At 66.7% G+C, this 25,824-nt stretch carries 30 protein-coding genes and 3 pseudogenes; 20 read left to right on the forward strand and 13 right to left on the reverse strand.

The annotated features are described in order from the left end of the window. A pseudogene (locus ACWCPY_RS28905) lies at positions 1 to 116 on the forward strand (IS630 family transposase); the annotation flags it as partial. Positions 117 to 277: 161 nt separating this feature from the next. Beyond that, positions 278 to 820: a hypothetical protein gene (locus ACWCPY_RS28910; protein WP_451269816.1), complete on the forward strand. Its 543-nt coding sequence runs from the start codon at positions 278 to 280 to the stop codon at positions 818 to 820. Positions 821 to 854: 34 nt separating this feature from the next. Here the strand turns inward: ACWCPY_RS28910 and ACWCPY_RS28915 are convergent, their stop codons facing one another. The 4 genes from ACWCPY_RS28915 to ACWCPY_RS28930 all read right to left on the reverse strand — a co-directional run bounded on the left by ACWCPY_RS28915 (position 855) and on the right by ACWCPY_RS28930 (position 2,498). Continuing rightward, positions 855 to 1,028 carry a CsbD family protein gene (locus ACWCPY_RS28915; RefSeq protein WP_451269818.1) on the reverse strand — a complete coding sequence of 58 codons (174 nt, stop codon included), beginning with the start codon at positions 1,026 to 1,028 and terminating at the stop codon, positions 855 to 857. Positions 1,029 to 1,115: 87 nt separating this feature from the next. Continuing rightward, positions 1,116 to 1,373, reverse strand: a complete 258-nt coding sequence (locus ACWCPY_RS28920) for a hypothetical protein (RefSeq protein WP_451269820.1) — start codon at positions 1,371 to 1,373, stop codon at positions 1,116 to 1,118. A 307-nt stretch (positions 1,374 to 1,680) separates the two neighbouring features. Further along, positions 1,681 to 2,235: a hypothetical protein gene (locus ACWCPY_RS28925; RefSeq protein WP_451269822.1), complete on the reverse strand. Its 555-nt coding sequence runs from the start codon at positions 2,233 to 2,235 to the stop codon at positions 1,681 to 1,683. Positions 2,236 to 2,342: 107 nt separating this feature from the next. Next, a complete protein-coding gene (locus ACWCPY_RS28930) occupies positions 2,343 to 2,498 on the reverse strand; it encodes a DUF6131 family protein (protein WP_145763116.1) in 156 nt (51 codons plus the stop codon). A 188-nt stretch (positions 2,499 to 2,686) separates the two neighbouring features. Between ACWCPY_RS28930 and ACWCPY_RS28935 the strand changes: the two genes are divergently transcribed. Beyond that, a complete protein-coding gene (locus tag ACWCPY_RS28935; RefSeq protein WP_451269824.1) occupies positions 2,687 to 3,910 on the forward strand; it encodes an IS701 family transposase in 1,224 nt (407 codons plus the stop codon). Positions 3,911 to 4,196: 286 nt separating this feature from the next. Here ACWCPY_RS28935 and ACWCPY_RS28940 read toward each other — a convergent pair whose 3' ends face one another. From ACWCPY_RS28940 to ACWCPY_RS28955, 4 genes are all read right to left on the reverse strand, one after another. After that, a complete protein-coding gene (locus ACWCPY_RS28940) occupies positions 4,197 to 5,090 on the reverse strand; it encodes a serine hydrolase (protein WP_451269826.1) in 894 nt (297 codons plus the stop codon). A 32-nt stretch (positions 5,091 to 5,122) separates the two neighbouring features. Beyond that, positions 5,123 to 5,491, reverse strand: coding sequence for a hypothetical protein (locus ACWCPY_RS28945; RefSeq protein WP_451269828.1), 369 nt, complete (start codon positions 5,489 to 5,491; stop codon positions 5,123 to 5,125). A 474-nt stretch (positions 5,492 to 5,965) separates the two neighbouring features. Next, positions 5,966 to 6,631, reverse strand: coding sequence for a response regulator transcription factor (locus ACWCPY_RS28950; protein ID WP_351267950.1), 666 nt, complete (start codon positions 6,629 to 6,631; stop codon positions 5,966 to 5,968). Between the two features lie 36 nt (positions 6,632 to 6,667). Continuing rightward, complete coding sequence (locus ACWCPY_RS28955) at positions 6,668 to 7,840, reverse strand: sensor histidine kinase (RefSeq protein ID WP_451269830.1); 1,173 nt, start codon at positions 7,838 to 7,840, stop codon at positions 6,668 to 6,670. 162 nt (positions 7,841 to 8,002) lie between these two features. Between ACWCPY_RS28955 and ACWCPY_RS28960 the strand changes: the two genes are divergently transcribed. The 10 genes from ACWCPY_RS28960 to ACWCPY_RS29005 all read left to right on the forward strand — a co-directional run bounded on the left by ACWCPY_RS28960 (position 8,003) and on the right by ACWCPY_RS29005 (position 15,483). Next, positions 8,003 to 8,728, forward strand: a complete 726-nt coding sequence (locus ACWCPY_RS28960) for an ABC transporter ATP-binding protein (protein WP_451269832.1) — start codon at positions 8,003 to 8,005, stop codon at positions 8,726 to 8,728. 104 nt (positions 8,729 to 8,832) lie between these two features. Beyond that, complete coding sequence (locus ACWCPY_RS28965) at positions 8,833 to 10,065, forward strand: FtsX-like permease family protein (protein ID WP_451269834.1); 1,233 nt, start codon at positions 8,833 to 8,835, stop codon at positions 10,063 to 10,065. Beyond that, positions 10,062 to 10,247, forward strand: a complete 186-nt coding sequence (locus tag ACWCPY_RS28970) for a hypothetical protein (protein ID WP_383976847.1) — start codon at positions 10,062 to 10,064, stop codon at positions 10,245 to 10,247. Before ACWCPY_RS28965 ends, ACWCPY_RS28970 begins: the two co-directional genes overlap by 4 nt. Next, positions 10,238 to 10,999 carry a DUF4097 family beta strand repeat-containing protein gene (locus tag ACWCPY_RS28975; RefSeq protein WP_451269837.1) on the forward strand — a complete coding sequence of 254 codons (762 nt, stop codon included), beginning with the start codon at positions 10,238 to 10,240 and terminating at the stop codon, positions 10,997 to 10,999. Before ACWCPY_RS28970 ends, ACWCPY_RS28975 begins: the two co-directional genes overlap by 10 nt. A gap of 588 nt (positions 11,000 to 11,587) precedes the next feature. Then, on the forward strand, positions 11,588 to 13,084 hold the full coding sequence (gene dacB, locus ACWCPY_RS28980) for a D-alanyl-D-alanine carboxypeptidase/D-alanyl-D-alanine endopeptidase (RefSeq protein WP_451269839.1): 1,497 nt from the start codon (positions 11,588 to 11,590) through the stop codon (positions 13,082 to 13,084). A gap of 57 nt (positions 13,085 to 13,141) precedes the next feature. Continuing rightward, entirely contained in the window at positions 13,142 to 13,507 is a 366-nt protein-coding gene (locus tag ACWCPY_RS28985; protein ID WP_451269841.1) for a helicase associated domain-containing protein, read from the forward strand. Beyond that, on the forward strand, positions 13,504 to 13,935 hold the full coding sequence (locus ACWCPY_RS28990) for a helicase associated domain-containing protein (protein ID WP_451269843.1): 432 nt from the start codon (positions 13,504 to 13,506) through the stop codon (positions 13,933 to 13,935). The genes ACWCPY_RS28985 and ACWCPY_RS28990 overlap by 4 nt, the downstream gene beginning before the upstream one ends. Beyond that, the gene (locus tag ACWCPY_RS28995) at positions 13,907 to 14,047 is read left to right on the forward strand and encodes a hypothetical protein (RefSeq protein WP_451269845.1); all 141 of its coding nucleotides are present in this window, start codon (positions 13,907 to 13,909) and stop codon (positions 14,045 to 14,047) included. The genes ACWCPY_RS28990 and ACWCPY_RS28995 overlap by 29 nt, the downstream gene beginning before the upstream one ends. A 200-nt stretch (positions 14,048 to 14,247) precedes the next feature. Further along, positions 14,248 to 14,718 carry a protein kilB gene (locus tag ACWCPY_RS29000; RefSeq protein WP_451269847.1) on the forward strand — a complete coding sequence of 157 codons (471 nt, stop codon included), beginning with the start codon at positions 14,248 to 14,250 and terminating at the stop codon, positions 14,716 to 14,718. A 417-nt stretch (positions 14,719 to 15,135) separates the two neighbouring features. Further along, complete coding sequence (locus ACWCPY_RS29005; protein ID WP_451269849.1) at positions 15,136 to 15,483, forward strand: hypothetical protein; 348 nt, start codon at positions 15,136 to 15,138, stop codon at positions 15,481 to 15,483. A gap of 450 nt (positions 15,484 to 15,933) precedes the next feature. Here ACWCPY_RS29005 and ACWCPY_RS29010 read toward each other — a convergent pair whose 3' ends face one another. Next, positions 15,934 to 16,422 (reverse strand): hypothetical protein, encoded by a 489-nt coding sequence (locus ACWCPY_RS29010; RefSeq protein ID WP_451269851.1) that lies wholly within the window; start codon positions 16,420 to 16,422, stop codon positions 15,934 to 15,936. Between the two features lie 233 nt (positions 16,423 to 16,655). Here ACWCPY_RS29010 and ACWCPY_RS29015 point away from each other — a divergent pair, with 233 nt between their 5' ends. The 4 genes from ACWCPY_RS29015 to ACWCPY_RS29030 all read left to right on the forward strand — a co-directional run bounded on the left by ACWCPY_RS29015 (position 16,656) and on the right by ACWCPY_RS29030 (position 19,537). Continuing rightward, positions 16,656 to 17,420: a hypothetical protein gene (locus tag ACWCPY_RS29015; RefSeq protein WP_451269853.1), complete on the forward strand. Its 765-nt coding sequence runs from the start codon at positions 16,656 to 16,658 to the stop codon at positions 17,418 to 17,420. 44 nt (positions 17,421 to 17,464) lie between these two features. After that, positions 17,465 to 18,376, forward strand: a complete 912-nt coding sequence (locus tag ACWCPY_RS29020) for a hypothetical protein (protein WP_451269855.1) — start codon at positions 17,465 to 17,467, stop codon at positions 18,374 to 18,376. A 104-nt stretch (positions 18,377 to 18,480) separates the two neighbouring features. After that, the gene (locus ACWCPY_RS29025; RefSeq protein WP_451269857.1) at positions 18,481 to 18,948 is read left to right on the forward strand and encodes a hypothetical protein; all 468 of its coding nucleotides are present in this window, start codon (positions 18,481 to 18,483) and stop codon (positions 18,946 to 18,948) included. A gap of 121 nt (positions 18,949 to 19,069) precedes the next feature. Continuing rightward, positions 19,070 to 19,537, forward strand: a complete 468-nt coding sequence (locus ACWCPY_RS29030) for an RICIN domain-containing protein (RefSeq protein WP_451269859.1) — start codon at positions 19,070 to 19,072, stop codon at positions 19,535 to 19,537. Between the two features lie 156 nt (positions 19,538 to 19,693). On the opposite strand, the pseudogene ACWCPY_RS29035 reads toward ACWCPY_RS29030, so the two are convergent. Both ACWCPY_RS29035 and ACWCPY_RS29040 read right to left on the reverse strand, forming a co-directional pair. After that, positions 19,694 to 19,931: pseudogene (locus tag ACWCPY_RS29035) on the reverse strand (IS5/IS1182 family transposase); the annotation flags it as partial. A gap of 124 nt (positions 19,932 to 20,055) precedes the next feature. Next, a complete protein-coding gene (locus ACWCPY_RS29040; protein ID WP_451269861.1) occupies positions 20,056 to 20,202 on the reverse strand; it encodes a hypothetical protein in 147 nt (48 codons plus the stop codon). 728 nt (positions 20,203 to 20,930) lie between these two features. Here ACWCPY_RS29040 and ACWCPY_RS29045 point away from each other — a divergent pair. Both ACWCPY_RS29045 and ACWCPY_RS29050 read left to right on the forward strand, forming a co-directional pair. Then, on the forward strand, positions 20,931 to 21,752 hold the full coding sequence (locus ACWCPY_RS29045) for a phytanoyl-CoA dioxygenase family protein (protein WP_451269863.1): 822 nt from the start codon (positions 20,931 to 20,933) through the stop codon (positions 21,750 to 21,752). Further along, positions 21,749 to 22,219 (forward strand): annotated as a pseudogene (locus ACWCPY_RS29050) (DUF6309 family protein); the annotation flags it as partial. The gene ACWCPY_RS29045 and the pseudogene ACWCPY_RS29050, both read left to right, overlap by 4 nt. A gap of 42 nt (positions 22,220 to 22,261) precedes the next feature. On the opposite strand, the gene ACWCPY_RS29055 reads toward ACWCPY_RS29050, so the two are convergent. Then, complete coding sequence (locus tag ACWCPY_RS29055; RefSeq protein ID WP_451269865.1) at positions 22,262 to 23,011, reverse strand: SDR family oxidoreductase; 750 nt, start codon at positions 23,009 to 23,011, stop codon at positions 22,262 to 22,264. Between the two features lie 90 nt (positions 23,012 to 23,101). Between ACWCPY_RS29055 and ACWCPY_RS29060 the strand changes: the two genes are divergently transcribed. After that, positions 23,102 to 24,436 (forward strand): aspartate aminotransferase family protein, encoded by a 1,335-nt coding sequence (locus ACWCPY_RS29060; RefSeq protein ID WP_451269867.1) that lies wholly within the window; start codon positions 23,102 to 23,104, stop codon positions 24,434 to 24,436. A gap of 87 nt (positions 24,437 to 24,523) precedes the next feature. Here ACWCPY_RS29060 and ACWCPY_RS29065 read toward each other — a convergent pair whose 3' ends face one another. Beyond that, positions 24,524 to 25,678 (reverse strand): peptidoglycan-binding protein, encoded by a 1,155-nt coding sequence (locus tag ACWCPY_RS29065; protein WP_451269869.1) that lies wholly within the window; start codon positions 25,676 to 25,678, stop codon positions 24,524 to 24,526. Positions 25,679 to 25,824 lie beyond the last annotated feature (146 nt).

A 25,824-nucleotide genomic window follows, 5' to 3' on the forward strand; every position in this document is an offset into this window, starting at 1 on the left:
TCTTCATCGACAAGGTCCCCGACGTCGTGGGCCTCTGCCTCGACCCGCCGGAGAAGGCCCTGGTCCTCTGCGTGGACGAGAAGTCGCAGATCCAGAGCGATCCGGTCCGACAACCGCTCACCCGACGACTTCACCTGTCCAGGCCTTGGCACACCACACCCAACGACCCACCACCAACAGAGTCACCGGTATTGCGTCTAGCCGGTGTATTGCTGTTTGAGGTGGTATGAGGTCATGAATGAAAGCCACCGCGAAAGGTGACGAGGAGGTGGGTCCGATGCGCAAGAACACGGAACGGCGCAGAGATGACGAGCGCCATGAGCGGCGTCCAGGGCTGCTGCGGCGGTGGCGGGAAACCCTGGACGAGCACACCAGCCCCACCCAGCGTTCGCTCCTTGCGACCTGGCTCTCCTTCGGGGCCACTTTTGGGGGCGCACGCCTGATCACTCACGGGATTCGCAGCGGCCGACTGCCTTGGGGCAACATCTCCACGTCGGGCGGGACCCACATGCACCATTACAACTTCGGGATCGCCACACTGGCTGGCGTCGGACTGGTCGCCGTAAGGGGTGACGCACAATACGTCGGTCATCCCGGCGTCGGGGCGGCCTATGGCGCCGGAACGGCGCTCATCGCCGACGAATTCGCCCTCCTCCTGGACCTGAAGGACGTCTACTGGGCCAAACAGGGCCGGATCAGCGTCGACATCTCGCTCGGTATCATCTCCATCCTCGGTCTCTACCTCACCGCTGCCCCCTTCTGGCACGAACTGAGCAAAGTGACCCGCCGACATGCCCTGGAGCATCACATCCCCGCGTAGAGCCCCTGTGAGTCGGGTCGAGAGGGTCCAACGGTCAGTGCTTGAAGGCGTCCTTGATCTTCGCTCCAGCCTGTTTGATGTTGCCCTTGATCTGGTCGCCTCGTCCTTCCGTACGCAGACGGGGGCTACCTGTGGCGCGGCCGACGGACTTCTTGGCGCTGCCTTTGGCCGCTTCGGTTTTGTGCGCGAACTTCTTGGAGATACTCATGGTCAACCCTAATTCGTGAGTCTTCTGCTGGGTCATCGGGAGGCCGGCGAGTCAGCTGTTCTGCGGACGTGGCGGCAGCCGGGTTGGTCAGGTGCTGAGCAGGCGGTTGAAGGACGAACGGTAGCGCTGGAGCGCAAGGCGCAGATCTTCGGTTGCCACCTCTTCACCGCGTTGCCACTGGCCTTCGAGGCCTCGCTTGTGCTCGGAGAAGGTCGTGGCCAGTGCCTGCATCGTCTTGGCGACCAGCTGGTCGGCGGCGTTGACGGCGTTCTGGGGGTCGTCGACGAATTCGCCCTGGATCCTCTGCCACCTGGCGCGGAAGTCCTCCTGCTCATTCCCGAGCAAGGGCTCATTCTCCTCGTCCGGTTCCGCTTCCCTGCGCTCACTGGCGGATGCCCACCCGCCACTTTCCTCCCGACTCTCCCTGCCGGTGGTCGTGGCCTCCCCGGGGTACTCCGGTGGCGCGCCGGTCAAGTCCGGCGCTTCGTCTCGGGGGTCCTGCCGGGCACCGGTCAGGTCTCCCGTGGACAGGACGCCCTTGTCCCGCTGGGGTGTTTCTTGGTTGCGCATCTCTTCACTCCCGTCCCTCACGTGTGGGGCCCCGGCATCGACTGGGCCAGGATCGTCATCCTCAAGTCGCCGACTGCGGGCCTCATGCCTGGCCCTCGCGCGGCCGGTCGCAGTTGTGGAGCAGTTCCCCGAACAGCGCGCGGTAGTGCACCATCGCGCCCCGCAGCTCCTCCGTAGTCACCTGTTGGCGGCTGCTGCGGTCGCTGACCTCGTGGGCGGCGCGATAGTGCTCCAGCGTGCGCCCGTGTTCGACCGACAGATCCTTCAACTGCTGCTCGTACCCCTTGGTCGGATACCCGCGTTCACTCATGAGCGTGGTCACGAGCCGGTCCGCCTCGTGGACCGCGTCGCCGGGCCGGTCGACGAACCTCTCCTGCACCCGGGTCCAGTCCTGGGTGTAGCGGTCGCGGACAGGTGCTGGCAGTGGCTTGATGTCCAGCGCGTCGTGGCGTTCCTCGCGCTCGCGCAGCCCACGCTCGCCCGCCCGGCGGCCATGCTTGGCTTCCACGGCCCGCTCGTACTCAGGGCCGAACTGTTCCCGCAGCTTCCGCCGGCGCGTAGTTACCATCCACGCTGCCACCGTGCACAAGAGAAGCACCAGCACGACAGCAATGATGATCACAATAGTTGGGGACATTGAGTCCTCCGCTCGTTAGCCGAGTGAGCCCCCGTGCAATGCGGCCGCCGCCCCTGCCAAAGAGGGCGGTCCACCCGCCCACGCTGTACAGCGGGGCAAGGTCGCGTCTACCAGTAATGCCGTCGACCGCCCACCGCGTGACCCAGGCGTCCCAGCAGGAACAGGATGGCCCCGATCACGATCAGGATGATCCCAACAGTCCACAGAATGGTGATCTTGGCCAAGAACGCCACAATCAGCAGAACGACTCCGATGACGATCACGGTTTCCTCCGATCACGCACGCACTCCACATCTAATACTCCAGCAGGATTTCGCTGTCTGAGCTGGTCTTTCGCCGGGTGGCGGGTGTGTAGCGGGACTTCGGTCGTGCGGGGGCGGTCTCACGGCGACCGCCCCTCGATCGTGCGACAACGCCGCAGGTAGTGACAGCGGCGGGGCAGCCTCCAAGGGTGATCACCGAGTCTGCCACCGCGCAGTGGGACCTGGAACCGGACGATCTCTTCCTGACCATCGGCCATCATTTCGGCCGTGTGGAGCTTCGCGGCCGCATGCGTGACTACGTACGCGGGCTACTCGCCCCGGTGGCCCGCAAGAACAGCTGGCAGCTGGCCGAACAGGCCGGTCACGCCACCCCCGACGGCCTGCAGCACCTCCTCGCCGGTGCGAAGTGGGAATCCGATGAAATCCGCGACGACCTGCAGGAATACGTCGCCGGCAAGCTCGGCGAGGCCGGCGGCGTCCTGATCATCGACGACACCGGCTTCGTCAAGAAGGGCATCACCTCCGCCGGGGCCCAGCGCCAATACTCCGGAACCGCCGGCCGGACCGAGACCTGCCAGATCGGCGTCTTCGCCGCCTACGCCTCCGCCCGCGGCCGCGCCCTGGTCGACCGCGAGCTCTACCTCCCGAAATCCTGGACCGAGGACCGGGAACGCTGCCGCACCGCAAGGGTCCCCGACGAGCGGGAGTTCGCCACCAAGGGCGAACTGGCCCGGCACATGGTGCTGCGGGCTCTCGCCTCGCCGCTGCCCATCACCTGGGTCACCGCGGATTCCGCCTACGGTCAGGACAACCGCTTCCGCCGGCTGCTGGAACAGTCGGGCGTCGGCTACGTGCTGGCCGTCCCCAAGTCTCGATTCAGCGGGGGCTGCCCACGGATCGATGTTCTGTTCGCACAGGCCCCGGACGAGGCGTGGGAGAAGATCTCATGCGGCGACGGCGCGAAGGGACCCCGCATCTACCACTGGGCAGCGGTGCGGCTGTCGGCCGTCGCCGAGTTCGACTACCAGGGCGAGGTGCCTCACCGGATGCGGTGGGCACTGGCCCGTCGCAGCATTAGCAAGCCGGACGAGATCGCCCACTACCTCGCCTACGCACCCCTGCAGACCACGGTTCAGGAGCTGGTGCGGGTCGCCGGGGCACGCTGGGCGATCGAGGAGTGCTTCCAGGCCGCGAAGAACGAGTGCGGCCTGGACCAGTACGAGGTCCGCCGCTACGTGGACTGGTACCGGCACATCACTCTGGCCATGCTCGCGCACGCCTTCCTGGCCGCCACGGCGCACCAGCCCCCGGAAAAAGGGGCGGAACCGGTGAGACAGCCGGGGTCATCGGGCTCACAGTGGCGGAGGTTCGGCGACTCCTGGCAGCTTGTCGTGCCCGGCCCCCGCACCTGAGCGGACACCGAGGGCTACACCACGCGCTGAGCTGGTCGAACTGGCGCCGCCGACGCCAAGCCGTCGCCCGCCGCTGTCACTACCTGCGGCGTTGTCGCACGATCGAGGGGCGGTCGCCGTGAGACCGCCCCCGCACGACCGAAGTCCCGCTACACTCCCGCCACCCGGCGAAAGACCAGCTCAGACAGCGAAATCCTGCTGGAGTACTAACGAGGTGGTGCACGTTCACTTGTACGCCGACACCGGATGCCGCAGCGCGCATCACCAGCATGTGCGTGTTCGGCGCTCATCGCTGCCGGAGCCAGTCCACCGCCTGGGCGGCCGCGAACCCGATGAAGGCGTCGCGCGCGGGGACCCTCGAACGAGCGTCGACGGCCCTGGTGAAAACGGCCACCGCGTACCGGCCGCCGTCGGGGTACTCGACCACGCCGATCTCGTTGCGCACCGTGGGAAGGGTGCCGGTCTTGCCGCTGACCCTGACCTCGTCGCCGAAGCCGGAACGCAGCCTGTGCGGCCACACTTGCAGTTCCATCCAGCGCCGGACATCCGCGCAGGCCGCAGCAGGCGCGGCTTCGTCGCGCCAGATCAGTCCCAGCAAGCGAGTGGCCTCCTGTGCGCTGGTCCGGCAGGTCGCTTCGGGAGTCAGTGCGCGCAGCTCGCGGATCCGTTCGGCCGGCAACGCGGCCAGGATCCGCTCGTCGTCCCGGTATTCGATCGCGAGGTCTTCCTCGATCGTGTGCAACAGCTCCGCACAATCGTGCGGGACCGCCGTCTGCGGAAGCTCCAGTCGCTCCAAAGACTCGGCAACCGCAGCTTTGCCAACCCTTTCGAGGATGAGGTCGGTGGCGACGTTGTCGCTGACACCGATCATCAGCACAGCCAGGTCGTGCCAGGACATCGTGACCTCCTGGTGAAACGTGGCGAGGCCGTACGAACCGGGGGTCGAACGTCCCGGTGCCACCGTGACTCGCTCGGCGAGATCGACGGCGCCATCGGCTGCCTGCCGGGCGAGTTCCAGCCCGACGGGGACCTTGAACACGGACGCGGTGACCACCGGTTCCGCGGCGTCGATGCCCACTTGCCGTGCGCTGTCCAGATCGGCCGCATGCAGCCAGACCTGGACGCCGATGTCTTTCGCGCGGCTGGTGATCTTATCGACCAGTTCGGTTTCGCTGACCATGGTGGGAATCCTGTCTGTCGAGTACGGGCTGGCTACTTCGCGACGGCTGTCGGGAAAGTGAATTGTTCGACCCGCTGCGGAACCCAGAGTGCGGTCACTACGGTCGGCAGCGTGGTGATGACGAAGAAGCCGAATGCGGCACTGTAGGAGAACGTGTCCGCCGGCCAGCCCATCGCGACTGGGGCGACTACGCCAGCTACTTGGCCGCCGAAGTTCATGATTCCGGTGCCGAGTCCGGTCGTCGTGGTGGGCAGGGCCCGTCGCGGGAGGCCCAGGCTGTCCTTCTGATCCGGCTCGGTGTTCAGAGGGTTGTCTTCGCCATGGGTACCTCCGTATCGCTGCGCCGTCTTTGCGGTCTCATCCTGAACATCAAGCGACAAGACCGATTCGTCGAGCTCCACACACATTCGGCTGATACTCAGGAGCTAGCGACGAAAGACTCCTTGTCGAGGCGGGCATGGTGGCGTCCACCGAGCACCCGCCGGACCGCGTACTTCTCCGGTGTGCGGGCCTCGGAGCTGTGCCAGGTCCGGCTGGGCAAGTTGTTCTGGGACCAGGGGCAGTGGGGGCGGTTCCTGGTGAAGGGCAAGGGCGAGGAGATCCGGGGTCTGTTCCCCGACGACCCGTCCGACCCGCACGCGCCGCTGTTCCTGTCCGAGCGGTTGGCGACGGCGCTTGTCGATGTGCCGGTGGCGCCGGTGATCCACCCCTTTCGGCGGGCGCTGAGGGAGGCGTCGCTGGGAGTGTCCGAGGGGGCCCCGAAGGGACCAGGATTCGGCGGCCGAAACGTGTTGAGAGCGCTCCTAGGACCTGCGGCACGGACGCGGGGCTCACGGAGCTGTGGGAGCTGCTGGACGGTGCCCGGGGGCCAATCCTCAGTTGTATTCGAACCAGGTCAGAATGGCCTTGACGCGTCGATTGTCCTCGTCAGGAGGCATGCCGAGCTTCACGAAAACGTTCGCCACATGCTTACTCACGGCAGCGCCGGAAAGAAACAGCTCCGTCGCGATTTCTGCGTTGGAGCGCCCTTCGGCCATGTGGGCGAGCACTTCCCTTTCACGAGCGGTGAGCCGGGCAAGCGGCCCCTGTGGCGAGTCCGCGCGGGTGACGTGGCGAACAACCTCGGGGTCGATCACGACACCACCTGCGGAGACCGTCTCGACAGCTCGCAGGAAGTCGGCGACTCTGCCCACTTTCTCCTTGAGCAGGTACCCGACGGCTCCGTCGGCACCCGGGCCGTTCAGAAGCTCCCTCACATAGGGGCCCGTGACGTAGGCGGAGAGAACCAACACCGGCAGGTCCCGGTGCCGGGAGCGCAGATCGATCGCGGCACGCAGTCCGTCGTCGGTGTTTTTGGGGGGCATGCGGACATCCGTGATCACCATGTTCGGGGCGGCTCCGGCATGCACCAGCTCGTCGACTGCGGCAACCAGTTCGTCGGCGTCCTCGCATTCGCGGATGACATCATGAGCGTGGGAGGTCAAGATTTCCCGGATGCCGGCCCTTATCAGCACGCTGTCATCTGCCAGAACAATTCTCATGACCCCCCTCCCTGGGGAACGTCCTGCTTCAATTTGTCACCATGGGGGTTGGCTGGGAGCGGACGCCACAACCAGCGTCCCGCCACCCGGTGGGCTGAGAATTTCGAGATTCCCGCCGACACTTCGCATTCTTTCGCGCAGTCCGGCGAGCCCGGAGCCCGTGTCGATTCTCGCACCGCCGACACCATCGTCGTGCACACGCACGTGTACGTCTGTCGTGGCGCATCGTAGGTCGATCCGAGCGCTTCCCACACCTGCGTGTTTCGAGATGTTCGTCAGGGCTTCGGACACCGTGAAGTATACGGCGGTCGCAGTCGGTGACGAAAGCTGGGCGTCATCGCCGGTGCTGGTCAATTCGACCCGCAAAGGTGATCGCGCGGCCAGCTCTCGGACGGCGGCGATGAGGCCGAGGTCGCTCAGTTCACGGGGATGGATGTCGCGCACCGTGTCCCTCAGCCGTTCGAGTGCGCGCTCCGCGTGAGCCTGGGCCTGCCGTGCCAGCCGCACGATTCGTTCCTGGTCGGCGGCTGCGGCTGTGGCCGTGGCTTCCAGCATCCCGAGACGCATGACGACGGCGACGAGTTCCTGTTGGGCGCCGTCGTGCAGATCGCGTTCGATGCGCTGTCGCTCGAATTCGAAGGCCGCGGTCAGCGAAGCCCGACTGGTCCGGAGCTCCTCCAGTTTCGCGAGCAGATCCGGGTCCCGGCTTCTGGAGAAGGTGCGCAGGAGAAGGTCGCGAAGAAATGATGTGCCGGTCAGTACGGTAGTGGTGACCGCGCCGAGAACGATGCCTGCGGGCATCGCCAGGAGGGTTTCCCTAACGGATTCAGGGGTGAATGGACCGACCTGCGCGGCGATGCCGAAGAGCCAGAAGACGGGGGAGAACACCAACGCGGCAGCGCTGATGAATCCGAAGAAGGCCACCAGCAGTGACAGCGCGGACAGGAGCACGGCGGTCACGAAAACCGGGAGGTCGGTGCGCCACATTGACCGTGAACGCAGCCGGGGTGCCACCCACTGGGCCCAGCTGTGGTCAGAGGGTTTGAGGGGCATCGTCTCGACGCCGCACCACCGGGCTCTCGAACGGTCACTCTCCGCCACTACCGGGGCCGAGACCGGCGCAACGAGAATGGAAAGCAGCAGAATCGGAAAAGCCATTGCCGCGATGCATTCCGTCAGCACCCTCCGGGCAATACGAATCTGCGCCATGCCCGCCATTGTCACATACTGTGGATCGCGCAAAAGGTAGACCTAGGTCTACCTTTAAGCAGTGCAGGCACCCGTGTGGCTCCCGCCGTGCCCTGCTTAGCTCGATGCATGCCTATCTCAGCTGCTGCTTCCGTGCCGTGCATTCGTTTGCGTGGCCTTCATATGGACTTCCCCGTTCCGGGCCGTCGACGCGAGACGGCGCGCGTCCTGCAGGATATCGACCTGGACATTCCCGAAGGCCGGCTGACCGCCATCGTCGGCCCCTCCGGGTCGGGCAAGTCGACGCTTCTGCTCTGCATTGCTGGTCTGGAGCAAGCGACCGCGGGTTCCATCGAGGTCCTGGGAACGGATGTCCTGTCGCTCCCCCCTCGCAAGCAGGCCGCATTCCGCAGTGAGAACGTCGGATTCATCTTCCAGGAGTACAACCTCGTCAGCTCGCTGACGGTCGAGGACAACATCGCCCTGCCGGCGCGACTCGCCGGCCATCGGGTGCCCAGGTCGAGGGTCGGCGACGCCATGTCGAGGCTCGGTATCGCCCAGCACGCGCGGCGGCGCCCCGACCGGCTCTCCGGAGGTGAACGCCAGCGCGTCGCGGTGGCCCGGGTCGTCGCGAATCAGCCGCGGATCGTCTTCGCCGACGAGCCGACCGGCGCGCTCGACCTCAAGTCGGGTCACGTCGTGCTCGATTGGCTGCAGGCACTTCCCGCGCAGGGAACCACGGTCCTCATGGTCACACACGACCCTCATGCGGCCGCACGTGCTGACCAGGTCGTGGTGCTGGGGTCCGGGCAAGTGCACGCCGTCATTCCTGGTGGCGACTCCCACGCGGTGAGCGATGCCGTCCTCGCGGCGCAGTCGGAGGACGAAGCGGGTGAGCAGGCGTCGTGATGCGACTTGTCCTGTCGGACATTCGGATGCAGGCGTCCATGTGGTTGTGGACGTTCCTGTGCACAGTGGTCGGTGCGGCATGCTCAGCGGGCTCGGTCATCGCCATGTTCACCGCCGTCTCGACAGCGCGGGCGGCGGGTGATGCGCGGATGGTCTCCGCGTCGATCGCGCTCGGCGGCAATATCGTCTTCTTCACCGCGCTTGCCGCTGTGGGCATCGTCGCATCCACCGTCGGTCTGACCTTGACGACCCAGCGACGCGATCATGCCCTGTGGGCGATCCTCGGGATCCCGCGCAATCGCATCAGATTCATTCTGCGCACGGAACTGGTCGTGCTCGGCGCTGCAGCCGGCGCGCTGGCAGTACCGCTGGCCCCTCTCGTCGCGAGCACCGCCCTCGCACAGTGGACGACCACGGGACTCGACCTGCACGGAGCCACGGCCGGATTCCACCTCTGGCATGTCGGGGCGAGCGTGCTGTCCGGGGTGGTTCCGTGTCTGCTCGGCGGCTGGGGAGTCACGCGCCGTGCCGCCAAGACACCGGAGATGCGCGCGTTCCGAGACCTCTCCGATCCACCGGCGCGGCCCGGCGTCACGCGCAGCGTTCTCGCCCTCTGCCTCCTCGCCGGTGTGGTCGGGATGTGGATTCCCGGGCTGGGACTCGAACTCCAGGGCGGGATCGAACAGCGGACGGCCTTCGCTTTCGCCGGCGACCTCTTTCTCATCTGCCTGTTGCTGCTGATGGGGCCGTGGGTGCTCACACCTCTGATGAGGTTCTGGACCGCACTCGTGCCCTCGCGCGGTGTCGCCTGGCACCTTGCCGTGCAATCGTGCCGCACCCGCGCGGCGAGAAGCGTCGCCACGGTGCTGCCCTTCGCCCTCTCCCTGTCGTTCGTCGGACTCTTCATGGTCATGGGGAACGTCATGCCCGGAAGCACCGCCGGGCTGGGCGATGTCCTGGTCGTGCTGGGCTGGGTCTTCGTCGTGTCCTGGGTCGGCGGCCTTGCTGTGATCGCTCTGGTCGGGCGGGAACGCACACGTGATTCCGCCATCGTGACGGTCGCCGGTGCGCGACCAGGCGTGGTCACCCGATCAACGATCTATGAGGGAGTGATCTACGCGGGGACGGCGATCGTCTTCGGCGCGATCGCCATCGCGGTGACGAGTGCCACTATCGCCGTGGGCGCCGAGATCAGCGTCGTCCGGGTTCTGGACGGCCTCCCCTGGGCGACTCTCGGCGTGCTCGCCGGCGTGACGCTCGTGACCACCTGCCTCGCTCTGGCACTCCAAGCCGCCCGTGTGTCGCGCACGGTCGCAGCCCGGGCTCTGCGCTCGTGAAGCAGGGCGACGTCCGTACCGCCGCGACAGCAGAATCCCCCGGCCGGTATTCAGGTTGCCTGCTGACTCCACGGAACGAACTCGCCACCGACGCGATCGCGTCCTTCGAACCAACCACCACCATGAACGGCATGCGTCACCTGCATGTCCAGAATTATGAAGGAATGAATCAATGGGAATGAGGCCTCACACTGTGCTCGCCCTCGGGGGCGTCGCGATCCTCGCTGTCGCAGCAACGGGATGCAGCCCGGACGGAACCCCGGCGAACACAGCCGTGGAATCGAAAATGTTTGATTTCAGTGGGGACAGCCTGACCGTGAAGTCCGACTCCGCCGACCTGGAACTCGTAGCCGCCGATGTCAAGGGCGTTCGGGTGACGCGGCAGGTCAGCGGTACGAAAATAGGCGGCGAAATAGAATCCGGATGGAAGCTCGAAGGGGGCGTTCTCACGCTCTCGCTGGACTGCACGGGTCTCTCCGTCAACTGCGGTGCGAAGTACACCGTGAAGGTACCGCGCGACGTCGCGATCACTGCCGAGAACGACAAGGGGCTCGTTGAAGCCACGGGCTTCACCGCAGATTTCTCGGCCAAAGCCGGCGACATGCGGTTGTCGGACCTCAGCGGGCCCCATCTGGATCTGGAAGGCCGCGACGGAACCATCCAGGGCGACAGGATCTCCGCAAGGTCGGTCACTGTCGCCTCACGGAACGGCGACAACGAGCTGAACTTCGTCTCCGCACCTGACCTCGTCGATGTGCGAAGCCAGGACGGCGACGTTCGGCTCGGCCTGCCGGGGGCGACGTACGCAGTCGACACGGCCGCCAAGAAGGGCGACATCACAGTGGATGTCATGAAAGACGACACAAGTGACCATGCCGTGAGGATTCACACCCGTAACGGAGAAATCGCCATCGGCAAGAGGGAGGCACCTTAGTTGGATATGAGGAACGGGGGTTTTCCCTACCATACCCTCTCCCGCTGCCCGCATTGTTCGGGCGATTCCCTTCGGCCAGACTGGACGAGTCCAATGGTTGCCCGGTTCAGCTGGGCGATCACCGCCACTGGCAGTGCAGTGAGTCGCGCACCCATGGTTTCCGCTGGTTCCCGAACATTCCTTGACTATCCCATCAAGACAGAAAAGGAATTTATCGGTGGCGCGGATTGGCATTACGTTCTTGAAATCTTGCTCCATGCGCTGGCACCGGCACATTTCGATCACCTAAAGCACGGCCGCCGGCATTCATGACACCCCCTCATTTAACGCTAGAAATTAAAAGGTATCATCGCAATGTCTATAAAAGTCCCTGATCTCATGCGAAATCGCATCCGAAGGGAGCCCAGGCCCGCAGTCCATCGGAGGGCGGGAACCACACGGCGGGAGGCTACTGGATACGGCTCACGCCGGCTGCGTACCCGCGCAGCCGCAGTAGCTGTGGCATCGGCCCTTGCGGCCCTCACGATGTCGGCGTGCTCCAATGACTCAAAGGATCACTCGAATTCCGCGTCCCCGAACGCTCCAGGTGTGAGCGCCGAGCTGCAACAGCTCATGGACGCCTCACCGTGGGCAACAGGCGACTGGGGCGTGCAGGTCGCCGACCTGAAGACAGGAAAAGTCCTCCAGTCGAAGAATGCCGAATCCAAGTTCATGACTGGATCGACAGCCAAGACCTTCGCGGTAGGCGCAGCCCTCGACGACCTCGGCAGCGACCACCGTTTCCGTACGCCAATCGTGCACAGCGGTTCGATATCGGAGGCCGGACGACTCACGGGCAACCTGATCATGGTGGGAAGCGGCGATCTGGCTCTCGGCGGACGGACGACTGCAGGAGGACAACTGGACGTCCCCGACTTCGACCACTACGACGCAAACGCCGTGCCGGGAATGGCAACCATCACCCGGGAAGACCCGCTGGCAGGAATCAATGACCTGGCTCGTCAGGTCGCGGCAAGCGGCATCCGTCAAGTGGACGGCAACGTGATCATCGACAATCGGCTCTGGGACCCGGTGTCGATCGGTGGGACGCCTGTCACGCCAACGGTGGTCAACGACAACCTCATTGACCTGCTCATCACGCCCGGCACGCCCGGAAACCCGGCGAAGGTCGACTGGCAGCCCAAGACGGCAGCCTTCACCGTCGACGCGAACGTCACAACCACGCCCGCCGGCACGAAGCCGACGGTGAAGACCGAAAGCAACACCCCCGGGCACATCCGGGTTCGAGGCTCGGTGCCCGCTGACGCCACCGCACCATTCGTGGCGACATTCCAAGTACCCGACCCCGCAGCATTTGCCCGCACCGTGCTCATCGAGGCTCTTGAGCGGAATGGTGTCACCGTCAGCGCCCCGACGCTCGGATCCAACCCCGGCTCCGACCTTCCGTCATCGGAGGAGGTGAAGGCCTTGCCTGTCTCGGCGACGTACACGTCACCGCCCTTCAGGGAATACGCCAAGTTGATCAATAAGGTCAGCCACAATCTCGGCGCCAACCTCTTGCCACCGCTGATGGCAGTCCATCACGGCAAGCACACCTATGCCGACGGAATGCAGATCGAGCGGAACTTTCTCGCCGGCGCAGGTATGGACCCGAATTCGTTCGATCTCGTCGATGCCCAGGGGTTGACCGGGGACAAGGCCACACCAGCCGCACAGACGGAGTTGCTGCGGCATCTTTCCCGCAGTCGCGACTTCAGCACGTTCTACGACTCTATGCCGAGCCTGGGCGTCGATGGATCACTCGCGGATGTCATCGCGCACACCGACCCTGCCGCAGGAAACATTCGCGCGAAGACCGGCACCCTGGTCGGCGCTTTCAAGGGCAAGCTGGCTCTCACCACCAAGGCGCTTGCAGGATACGTTGACGCGAAAAATGGTCATCGTCTCGTCTTCGCTATCTATGTGAACAACGTCCCCGTCCCCAGCAACAGCGTCAGCGACGCGATCGACCTGGCAATAAAGGCCAACAAGCAATTGGGATCAATGGCCGCCAGCATCTACCAGAACCCCGAAGGGAGCAACTAAAGGCTGTCCCGAAACTGTCGGTTCAGGCGGCCGGGCGGTGGCTGCGGGAGCCCGGGAATGGTGCTGTACAGAGTCGTCACGCCGGAGAACTGCGGCGCGGTCAGCGGGTATCCGCTCGGGCAGTGGATCGCCGACCAGCGCCGCGCCTATACAGCCGGAACACTGGAAGCCGGGCTGGTCGCCGAGCTGGAAAAGCTCGGGATGGTGTGGTCGGAGCGGGAGGCGGCCTGGGCGGACGGGGTCGCCGTCGCCAAGCAGTACGCCGCCGTCCACGGCCACTTCCTCCCCCGACCACCGCAACGTGGGAGGGGCATCCGATCGGGGGGTGGGCGAAGAACGCGAGGGCGGCAGCGCGCAGGGCGTGGGAGAACGAGGAGCTGCGCGCGGCCGGCCGTCCTGTGCGGTCGGCGGCCGGGGCGATGACCGAGGCGCGGCGGGATGAGTTGGACGCGATCGATCCGGGGTGGTGCCCGGTATGGGACACCGGGTGGCAGCGGTGCTACCGACTGGTCCATAACCATGTCCAGGCCGGCGGTACGCTCCCGGAGGCTGCGGGCGACGTCGTGGTCCAGGGCGAGGGTCTCGGGCGGTGGGTGAACATGCAGCGGTTCGGGTGGGAGCAGCTGCTGCCCGTGCAGCAGTGGATCCTGGAGAACACCCTCGGGCTCCGGGCGGCCTGGGAGGACGAGCGGCCGGTGAAGCGGACGCAGGACACCAAGTGGGCCCTCAACCTCGCGGCGGCACGGCAGTTCCACGACCGTGAAGGACACCTAAGGGTGCCCCGCAAGCACGTCGAGCACCTGGAACCTGGAGGTGGAGAACATGCTGTCAGGCCGTCAGGACGGTGCTGACGGGGGTGTGGTGGTCAAGCTCGGCACCTGGCTCGACAACGTCCGCAAACGCGCCGCGAAACTCCCCGAGCAGCGCCGGGCGGATCTCGATCAGCTCGGGATGCGCTGGTAGAACGGGCAGGACGCAGAACCCGAGAGAGGGCCGGGATTCGATGGGGATCCGGGTCCATCTCTGGCCCGGCCGGAGACTAGCCGCCAGGGTAGGTCCCGGAGCGCCGCAGGCGTAACCCAGCCACCGAAGGTGCCGCCGCGTATCTCGCTCTCCGTTGGCCTCACCACCGAAACCGACTACCCGAGGGGACCCAACACCTGATGTCGATATGGCCTTCGATCGTTGCCGTGCTCGGTACCCTCGCCGGTGCCCTGACCGCTGGACTCCTCCAGCATCGTTCGGCACGCTCCGCACGCGCCGAGGAGCGTGCCGACAGCCACCGTCAGGATCAGCTCGGCGCCGTCACCGACTTCGCGGCCGCCCTGGACGCGCACCGCTCGGCGATGTTCCATCGGGAGCGCCTGGCCCTGGCCGAGGCAGGCACCGAGCACCAGCTGGAGGCCCAGACGAGATCCCACGACACCCGGGCGGCAATCACCGCGCCCCACATCCGCCTTCAGGTCCTGGTCCCCGGGCTGGTCGGCCCCGCCCAGCAGGCCGCAGATGCCACATACGCGCTGCGCAAGGCCATCGACCGGACCGAGCTGGACGCCCGGCGGCATGCGGCGAAGGAAGCATCCGTCGCCTTTATCGCCGCGGCCGCCATGCTGCTGAGCCCCGACAACCGCTGACTGAGGGTGACCGCTGCCAGCGTTCTGGCGCTCTGTGCGCCGCGTCGCGGTGCCATCCGAGGCACCGGCGCGCGCGGCCCCGCCGACGCGCGAGAGGGGACTGGCCAGCCGCCGATCCCCGAGGCGCCTCCGCCCGTCCGTCCCCCACTCTCAAGTTGACCGGCCCACCCCGGCCGGGCTGGGCCCGCGGTGGTCGATGGCCTCCTTTTTGGGGCCAGTGGGCTCTCGACGGTCCCCGATGGAGTGGTTCGGCCGCCGCAGCCGACTCCCTGAGAGGCCAGCTGGGAAGACATCGGTGGGCCGCTGCGATCGTCGGCGACCACAACCGCCCCGGGCGGGAACGGGAGAGCTGTCCGCGCCGTACCGCGCACGTCCGGGCACGCTCGGCCCCCGGGCAACCTCAAAGGAGAGAGCAGCATGACCACATCCCAGCACGTGCGCCGGACCGGTCTGCGGGTCCTGGTGGCCGGTGCCGCCGCCGTCTTCCTCGCCGCGGCTGCCCCGGTGGCTGCCACGGCGGCCGCGCCGCATGCCACGGCCGAGCGCGGCGCATCCGCGATGCGGGCCGCCTCGACGATCACCTGTCAGGAAGTGGACGCAGACCTGCCTGGCGTGTTCGGGCGGGACTGCAACAGCCAGCAGTGGGGCCCGTTCGCCAACTTCACCATCACCAACAGTGAAACGAACGAGGCGTTCCAGTGCGAGAGCGGGTGGGTCGAGGGCTCCTTGTGGGTGAAGGGTGACGGCTGCCGGCCTGCCAACTAGCGCAGAAGCCACAGGCCACCTCATCGCCCCCCGCCGTCCCGGCGGGGGGCGGTTGTCATTCCCCGTATTGGGACCGGCATCCCCCCGAGTACTGCCTCTCGGATTGGGGTCGGTGGTGGCGGGTGCGTAGGTGACACCCGTACCGCGGTGAACACCGAGGCACCGGCACTCGCGGCCCCGCCGTCGCGCGGGAGGGGACTGGCCGGTCGCCGGTCCCCGAGGCGACCACGACCAGGAGCACGACGGCAAGGACGTCCTGGAGGACGGGGACGGGGCGGGGGTGCGGGTGCTGGAGATGCCCCGGACCGCGGGTCTGGAGGGTGTGGTCGCGAAGCGGCTCGCCTCGGTGCACGAGCCCGGGGTCCGGCGGGTGCTCATGGCCTCCCACGTCACCGCGAGCGGGTCCTCGCCCAGGAACCGGCTGGAGTGGCGAACGGTTGGCTGTGGTGATCAGCAGAGGTTGAAGGGGAGATAGGTGCGATACGGGACGCTGGTGGAAAAAAGGGTGATGACGTCGTGTGAGCTGGGGCCGGGATCGATGACGACGCGCCAGGTGCAGCCGTTGACGGGCCGTTCGTAGCGGTAGCGGCCGTCAGGCTGGACGACGACGGTGCTGGGCTGGGCGGGCGTCGCGATGCGGGTGGTACAGGCGGCGATCTCCTGTGGGTCGATGAGGGTTCCAGCCTGACCGTGGTTGGTGTCGATGTGTGCCAGCGCCCAGCACCGCAGGTTCACGGAGTGGCGGACGCCCGAGGGCTGGATGTAGGAGAAGGCGCGGACGATGGTGTTGTCCGCTCCGTGGGGGCAGTCGGCAGGGTTGACGTCTGCGGGCCGTGGCGGTGGGACCGCGCTGGCTGGTGCGGTCGCTGTGTGCAGGGGGAGCAGCAGGGCCGCGGTGGCGAGGAATACGGAGAGCGGCCGACGGATTCGTGGTGTCACGGGAGCTCCGGGAGGGGCGTCAGCGAACTGGGGCTTCTTCACACGTTCGTGACACATGGTACGCGTCTAGTCACTGTGGGTAATAGGGTGTGGTGCGGGCGCCCGCCGCATTTCACCGGCGTGGAGACGTGCACGTCGCCCTCTTTCCCTGCCTCTAGCCGGATGCGCGCCCCCTGGTCGGGCGTTGAGCCCGTTTCCCGTGAGGCCCCTGACGGGGCTGGCAAGGAGTGCCCGTGACCTCTTTCCACCTGCCGAGCGAAGCCGGGTTCGACGACTTCCTCACCAACCTGGAGATCCCCCGGTATGACCCCGGGATTCCGTCCCGCCCGGTCACCATCAGTGGTGGCGAGGAGGGCGGTTTCGTCGAGGGGGCCAGCCTCGTCTCGTTCGTCGCCGACCTCTCGGCACAGAACCGCAACGACGTCCTGGCCTCGACCCTTCTCGCGCAGCTCGCCGCGGACAAGAAGTATGAGGACGACCCGAAGAACATGAAGGGCTGGTACGACTACTACCAGTACGTGCTGCGCCACAGTTACTGGGATGCCCAGGAATGGGACTTCAACGAAGTCCACGAGTCGAGCAGTATGTTCGGGGTCCAGAAGGTCATGCTCGACGTGATCACGGCGATGGTCACGGGCGACGAGCTCGCCGTCGTCAGGAAGACCATCGAGGCGCTGGACAAACTCCCCAAGGACGACGACCGGATCAAGCTGTGGGACAGCCAGACCCACAGCTCCAACACCGGAAAGTTCCAGGCCGCCGTCGCCACCGAGACCAAGGGAGCGGTAGCGCTCGCCATCGGCGGATTCTCCTTCACCTGCCACAAGCGCGTCGACCAGCTCCTCTGGTTCAAGTTCGAAAGCTCCGACGCCGACTTCTACCAGGCACACCAGACCGCGACGCTCTTCTCCGACGAGTACGCCAAGCACGCACGGCAGAAGATCCTCGACAAGCTCGGCGACCGTTTCGACCAGTTCATCGACGAGATCGAACTCTGACGCAACGCCCCGCCCCGACGGCCGCACCACACAAGAGGATCGCCGTGCCCGAAGTTCTGAGCTGCACCACCTACGACGGCCACTCCTGGTCGCGCCCCGACACCATCGAGGGCCGTCTCACCGGCTACCCGCCCGCCCTCGCCGCGTTTCCCGGCACCGTTGCGGACCAGCACCTGTACTGCGCGTTCAGGAACGCAGGCGGGCACTTCGCCTGGACCCGCACCAACGGCGAAGACGGCTTCACCTGGGAGAACACACAGGCGATCACCGCCTCCGCCCCCGACAGCGGCCCCGCACTCACCACCTACACCCCGACCGGCCACAAGGACGACGACCGGCTCTACGCCTTCTACGCCAAGGGCAACGCTCTGGAATGGCTGATCAGCCAGGACGGCGAGAGCTTCAGTGACCCGCAGCCGCTGAAACTGTTCACGGCCTCCGAGTTCACCGAGCAGTCCGCGCCGACCGCCGCGGTCTACAACGAGAAGCTGTACCTCGCCTCCTCCCTCACCATCGAACGGGAGGACACCCTCGCGGTCGCAGCGTTCGACGGAACCCGCTGGACCGTCCTTCCGGACACCGACAGCTACAAGGGCACCAATCCCGCCCTGGCCGTCTTCCAGGACGAACTCTTCTGCATCCGCGAAGCGGCCCAGGACGGGAAGCTCGCCTTCACCTCCTACAGCGACGAATCCTGGGCCACCGACCAGACCATCACCTCACCCACCGGCACCGCCGAGAACCCCGCCCTGGCCCTCTTCGAGGAAGACCTCATGGTCTGCGTCTTCAACGCCGGAGGCCACAAGGGCCAGGACGCCCTCTACGCCACCACCACCTCCAACGGCACCACCTGGACCACGCCACAACCCCTGCGCCAGGACCCCACCGAAGCCATCGGTGAACCCGCCCTCGCCAAATTCACCACCGAGTTCGTCTGCGTCTCCCACGCCCGATAACCCCGCACACCCGGCACGGACGCGACACACCCCAGCCCACCCCCGGTAACCCCGCCGCATGTCCCACCTGATCCGGCGTCGGCGATGACAGAGAGAAGCACACGATGAAAAAGCTGTACCGCCTGATCCTGGCAACCCTCGCCACCGGGACGCTGCTCGCCCCCGGCACCGCTGCCGCCTCGCCCCCCGGACCCGCCGAAGCCCGGCCACTGATCTTCAAGAGCGAAACCACGAGCAACTGCCTGGCCCGGGATGTGAACAACAATGCCGTCACTGCTCTCTGCAACCAGGACGAGACCCAGCAGTGGTTCGCCGATGAAGCGAACGACGCGGGCCTGTTCTACCTCCGCAACGGCGACAGCGCCCTGTGTCTGCACAAGGACATGAGTCTCGGATCATGCGAGGGCTACGACTCGCACTGGTTTCTCTCCAGCGGGCCTGTACAGGGCCGGGGCTACATCATTGCCGCGGACCTCTCGGGCATCGTGAAGAACGCCAGCGGCCCCAATGTCTACCTCGGCGGTACGGGGTACGACGCGGGCGCCATCTGGCAGCAGATCCGCCCATCCTGAGAGACCTCCCGAGGCAATACCGCGCTGACGCAACGGCCGGGCACTCCACGCCTCCTGCGACCGCCCACCGGTCCTCCCGATCACACAGCACACCAGCCAACACCTGCATGAGGACCCCACAATGAAACTGAGCAGCACTCTCCTCGCCACCACCCTGGCTGTCGGCGCCTTGCTCGCGCCCAGTACAGCCGAGGCACACACATCCGTTCCGAATGAAGCCCGGCCGCTGGTCTTCAAGAACGAAGACACCGGGAACTGTCTCGCACGCAACGCCGACAACAACGCTGTCACTGCGCTTTGCGACGGGAGTGACTCCCAGCAATGGCAAGCAGTGGCCGCGGGTGACGCGGGGATCTACTACCTGCGGAACGTCGACAGCGAACTGTGCCTTCACGCTGGCGGGGGCCTGGCCGAATGCGCCGGTCTGTACGCCCAGTGGATTCTCTCCATCGGGCCCACGACCGGGCACGGCTACATCGTCGCCGCCGACAATGACGGCTTCCTCGCCAACGAGGAAGGCACCACAGTGACCGTGAAGTCCTACATCAGTGGAGTCGGCACGCTCTGGGCGCAGAGCCATCCCGCCTGATACACGAAAGAGCAGGCCCGAATGCACCACTCGGACCTGGCCTGTCTGGACTCGCACCTGGACGAGATCGCCGGACAGCACTACTGCGTGTCGCGGAAGGCTGCGGGTGGGCAGGCGGAGCTGGGTTCTGTGACGTTGTGGATCAGGCGGCCAGGGCATGGTGGCGACGGCTTGGACTGCGTAGTGGAGGCCGTCGCCGCGTTGCCGGCAGTCGCGAAGGCCCTTGTAGTGCTTCATGCAGGCGAAGGCATGGTCCACGCGGGCCCGCACGCGTCGATGTTCGGCCGTGTCCGCTTCCAGGCTGGGCAGGAAGCGGGCGGCCGGACCGTTTCCGGTGCCGGATGACAAGGCCGGTGCTGGTCCAAGCGCCGTCAGCGAGCACGGCCTCGGCCTGCTACCGAAACCCGTGAACACTCTGCCCCCTGCCCAAGACCCGGGTGGCTCCGGAATCCCTGCACAGGGAACACCCCGGAAGGGGATCCGCCGGCGAACCTGATCTGGCCCCCAGACCGGGCAGGTCAGCACCGGACCATGCCGGTGTCCCCGTTCGATTCCGCCGCGGCGAGCATCAGCCCGAGGCGCCAGATCCGTTCGGCGACCTGCCGGTCCGACGCGCCTTCGGGCGGCCGGGCCCCGCAGGAATCGCAGAAACGTACGCGGGCCATACCTCCAGGGTCGCACGCGACGGTGTCCAGCGCGCCCGGCCACACCAGCCCGGATCCACGCCCGGCCAGGGCACCAGGCCCCGGCCCGCGCGAGGCCCCGCCGACGCGCGAGAAGGGACTGGCCGGCCGCCGATCCCCGAGGCACTCCCACCCGCCCCGCCCCCACCCTCTCCATTTCGGCAGTTCGGGCGGTAGGGGGTGCGCAGAGGGGATGTCAGCACCCCGACCGCGCTCGCGCCGGCTGGTGTCGCAGTGGTGGACATCGCTTGGTCACCGACGGCGAGCCCGGACCCTGGACCTGGATGTCCGGGCTCAGCGTCGATTCACAGGCTCAGACTGCCGAGGCCTTGACGCCGCCCTTGCCCCGGTAGTCCGGGGTCTGCGTCTTCTTCTGGGGCTGCTTGTGCTGCTCAGTACGTGTCGTGGTCGTGGCGGAGGTTGTCTTCTTCTGGGCCCGGAGCTTGGCGACCCGGTCGGTGACGCAGGTGCCGTACCCGCCGCGACTGGGACCAGATCACCGGCGCGACCGCCCTGCCTGCCGCGGCCTGAGCTCGGAGCCGGAACCCGGCCCCACCACCCCGACACACCGTCAGGCACCCACACGTTCCACAACGTGACAGCACCCGTTCAGTGCCTCTTTCTGGCCATTCATCCCGTCATGCGCATGACGCATGTCGGCCTTGGACAGGAAACGCCGAGCACTGTGGCGTCCATGGGGCAACATCTGAGTGAATCGGGGGGTCCGACAGATGAGTGGCACTCGTGCCGACAAGGTCCGGATTGAGAACTTTACCGAGGACGGCTTTCTAGTCCTACCTGAATTCCTGTCGGCCGACCTCGTCGACCGACTCGCGCCGGAGGTCGACAAGTGGGTGGAGACAGGCTGGCGTCAGAAATCCATCGATGCTTGTCTGCATCCGGGTGCTGAGCCGCCCCAGGTGGTCGAGCTGGACTTGAAGGCGCACGGTGAACTCGCGGTGTACCCGCCGCTCATGGACCTGCTCGGCCACCCCGACCTGCTGGGGGAGCCCTTCGTCTTCCACCATCTGCACAGCGACCGGCGACCGGCCGCGGGAGCCGGCAAGAGCTGGCACCACGACTACGAACAACGGCCACAGCGCGAGCGCCGCTTACCGATGATCCATGCCCTGCACTACATAGGCGGGCTCAAGCCAGAGTTAGGTGGCTTGGCCGTGCTGCCGGGTTCGCACCGGGAAGTCGCGGAGAAGGACGCCCGCAGCCACCTGGGCACGGCGGTCCTGCCGGGCGAGGTGCTCGTCGACGACTTACCGCCCGGGTCCACCGTCGTACTCCACTCGGCGCTCTTTCACACCCGCCGGGCCGCATCCGCCTCGAACCCGAGCGCGGAGCCGCGTTACATGATCGATGGCTCGTACTGTCGTACGGGCACTGTGTGGCCGCCGGTCAAGCCGTACTGGCGCCAGGTACTGAGAGTGGCGCGCTCACGCGGCCTGGACTCAGGACGTCCGGAGCTGTTCGCCGAACGACACTTCGGTGAGTACGAAGAGGCGGGAAGGTACAGCAGATGAGGATTGTGGGAGCGGTCCGGTTCGAGACAGTCATCGGCCACTTCGCCCAGGAGCACCCCTTCAACGCGTCTGATCAGGCCAACACCAACGACGAGGCCGAAGGGCACATCCGCAACGGGCAGCGGGAGTTGGGCGGCCGTTGGCATCAGGTGCTGCTGGAGGGCCCGGAAGTGTGCGGTGTGGTGCTCCCCTGGCACCTGGGTGAGGACGGAGAGGTGGAGCTCGTCCCCAAGGCGGGGCTGACGGTGGCCGCAGCGGCAGAGCGGCTGGCGGGGTTGGGCGCCTCGTACACGCGCTCCAATCCGATGTGTGCGCTCAAACTCGCCCGGCAGAGCACGGCCCCCCGCCGCCCGTTGTTCCTGAGTACACGGCCCGTTTCGGGACGCGACTACGACGGCTTGGCTGTCCGCGAGGGGTTGATCCATCTGGACGGGCTGCACCGCATGCTCGCCTGGGACCAGGCCGGGCAGCTGGTGTCCGGCAACTGGTTCCCCGCCTATGTGGCCGGGCTATCCCCGGCCCACGTAGGGCATGGCGCTGGGCATGACCAGGACGGACTGAATGTTCACCCCGAGCGGCAGAGCGGCCATCGTGCGCACCATGTCCACGACGTGCTTCACGTCCATGGTGGGTTCGACCCGCCGTGACCCGTCGGCCTGTAGGACGACCGGCTGGGGGCGGTCCTCCGGGGTGACGTTGCCGATGTCGATCTGACCGCAGGAGATGTCGTAGCGGCGGCCGTCCAAGGACAGTGAGCGAGTGATCCCCGCGACCGCGTGCTTGGCTGCGGTGAACGCGAGGGAGTCCGGCCGGGGCGCCTGAGCGGAGGGCGCTCCGTTGTTGATGATCCGTCCACCGCGCGGGGTCTGCTCCTTCATGATGCGGAAGGCAGCGCGGGAACACAGGAAGGTCCCAGTGGCGATGGAGTCCATCACGCGGTGCCAGTCCTCGACGCTCACGTCCTCCGTCGGGGTATAGGGCATGACGTCGGCGGCATTGTTGAACAGCACGTCCACCCGGCCGAACCGTTCCGCTACGGACCTGAAAAGGTCGTCCACCGCGGTGGCATCGGTGATGTCGGCCGGGAATGGGACGGCCCGGTCGCGGCCGGCGGCGGGCGTGAGCGCCGCCGTCTCCTCCAGCGGCTCCTTGCGCCGACCCACCAGGACCACCGTCCAGCCGTCCGCCAGCAAACCAAGCGCACACGCCCTCCCGATTCCGCTGCCCGCGCCGGTGACGACCGCTGTCTTCCGAGCCACGTCCCGCCCGTCCTCTCCTCAAGCAATCCCCTGCGTATGAAGGGCTCTCCGAACGTGCCCAAGCATCCCTCACCCAAACAGGAGACGCATATGACCGGCCATATAAGGGCGTTGGGCGGGACCGACGGCAGTCGAACCTGGTTCGAACGGGCCCAGGCATCGCTGGCGGGTGGCATCAGCTCCTCCTCCAGACTGACCTCGACCGGCCCACACCCCTACCCGCTCTATATCGCCAGCGGGTCCGGTACGCGCATCCGGGACATCGACGGCAACGAGTACCTCGACTACCTCATCTCCTACGGCAGCGCGATCCTGGGCCATGCTGCCCCGGAGCTCACCGAGGCACTCACCGCCGTCCTGAGCACGGGCGCGATGTTCGGCACCTGCAACACCGCTGAAGTGGAACTCGCTGAACTGATCTGCGAGATGGTGCCTTGTGCGGAGCTAGTCCGGTTCGCCAACTCGGGAAGCGAGGCGGTGCAAGGGGCCGTGCGTGCCGCCCGCGGGTACACCGGGCGCTCGAAGATCCTCAAGTTCGAGGGCCACTACCACGGATGGTCCGACACCCTGGCCATCTCCAACCGCCCCGATCTCTCGGAGGCTGGCCCCTACGCCACGCCGCACCCCGTACCCCACTCCCCGGGCATTCCGCCCGGGGTCATCGACGACGTCGTCGTCTGTCCGTGGAACGACCCTCCGGCACTCCGAGCCCTACTGGACGCCCACCGGGTGGATCTCGCGGCGGTCATCTGCGAGCCGATCGTCGCCAACAACGCCTGCACCATGCCCGATCCGGGCTATCTCGACCTGCTGCGGGAGGAGTGCACGGCACGCGGAATCGTGCTCATCTTCGACGAGGTCTGCACTGGATTCCGCACCGACCCCGGAGGAGCCCAGGCACTGTTCGACGTCGTGCCCGACCTCGCAGTCTTCTCCAAGGCACTGGGCGGCGGCCTGCCGATCGCCGCGTTCGCCGGGCAGCGCCACGTGATGGAACCTCTGGCGCGAGGGGACGTCAAGCATGGCGGCACCTACAACTCCTCACCGCTGTGCGCGACATCCGCGCTGATCACCCTGCGCCACCTCAACCAGCCAGGGGTCATCAAGCACATCGAGGACAGCGGCCAGCGGCTCATGGAATCGATCCGCCGTGCCGCCCACGACCGCCGCGTTCCCTGTGTAGTCCAGGGCGTCGGCGCCATGTTCCAGACCGTCTTCACCCCCGACGGCACACCCACCCGCCAGTACCGCGACCTGCTCCGCACCGACCAGGCCCGCTACCACGCCTTTCGCCACGAACTCCTCAAACGCGGGGTCCACGCCAATGCCTTCGCCATGGCCTGCTGGTTCGTCCCCGCCGCAGTCACCGACGACGATCTGGACGCCACGTGCGAGGCCGTGGAAGAAGCCTTCAACGCCCTGTGACCGGCTTACAGACCAGTCCCCCACGCCAGGCGAAGGAGCCGTGCCGCCCGGAGGCTGGGCGGCACGGCCGGTACTGGATCGCTCGTTTCAGTGTCCGCAGCCGGACATGGGGGTGTCGAGGTACTTCCAGGTCTGGGATCCGACCTGGCCGTCGGGCTTGAGGCCACTGCAGCTCTGGACGGCGCGTACGGCGACGTCGGTGCCTTCTCCGAACTTGCCGTCGACGGTAAGCGTGTAGTCGTAGTTGGAGTTCAGCAGGCACTGGATCTGCTTCACCTTCGAGCCGACCATGCCCTTGGCCATGACCTGGGTGCGGTCCCAGTTGTAGCGGCAGCTGGCGCGGCCGGCGGCGCCGGGCGAGGCGGCCGTACTGGGCGGGACAGGAGCAGAGGGTGAGGAAGAGGTCTCGTCCTTGGCTGGACTGCTGGGGTGCGACGTCTTCGTGTTCGTGTCCTCCTCGCCCGTGGAGTCCTGGTCCTTGTCCTTCTTCTCGTCGCCTGTCGGGGTCTTGGTCGGGGCGGTGCTGCTCTTCGGGGGCAGGGGGGTTTCGTCGACCACTGGTTGGTCGTCGCCGGGGCGGTTGTCGCCGCCGGTCTCGGGCGGGGAGACGGCGGGGGTCTTCGTCTCGTGGACCGAATACCAGCGTCCGACCAACAGCAGCGCGGCGAGGGCGGCGGCGATCAGCGCGAGGATTTTGATCCGGCTCCGGGGAGCAGCGGCCGGCCTTGCCGGTTCGGCCGGGCCGGGCATGGACGGTGCGGGAGCCGGGCTGGCCGCTGCGGGTTTCGGAGCTGCGGTGCTGGGAGCGGGGTCCGGGGCTGCCGACGGCGGCACGGGGTCCGGGGCTGCTGCCGACGGTACGGGGCCTGGGGCTGCTGTCGGTGGTGGGGGGTCCGGTACGCCTTGTGCGGGCCCTGCCGGCGCGGGAACGGGCGCCGCTTCGGGCGGTGCTTCTTGCTGGGCGTCTTGGGCGCGGCGGGCTTGGTCGGCGGTGTCCCAGAGGCCGAGGAGGGTGTTCTTGTCGAGGCCGCGGCGGGTGCAGAGGCGTTCCACGGCTGTTCGGGGTGGGAACGCGGTGCCTTTGAGGACGCGGTTCCAGGAGGAGCGGGAGTAGCCGGTGTCGTGGGTGAAGGCGTCCAGGGAGAGGTTATTGGATGCCTTGACCTGCCGTAGTGCCTGGAGCAGTGCGGTGACTTGTGGCAGTGGCTGTGCGGGTGGGTTGTCGCCTTGGTCAGGCCGCATGGGTCCTCCCCCTGGTTCCGATGTGATCGTCGTGTTCCAGAGCCGTTTCTTTTCGCAGGTCAGGGGCCTTGTGGAACGGCCGGGACGGCGCGGTACGGCTGGAATGGCGATCAGGCTACCGGTGGGACGGCGGTACCCCGAATCTT

The organism is Streptomyces sp. NPDC002403, assembly GCF_053593015.1.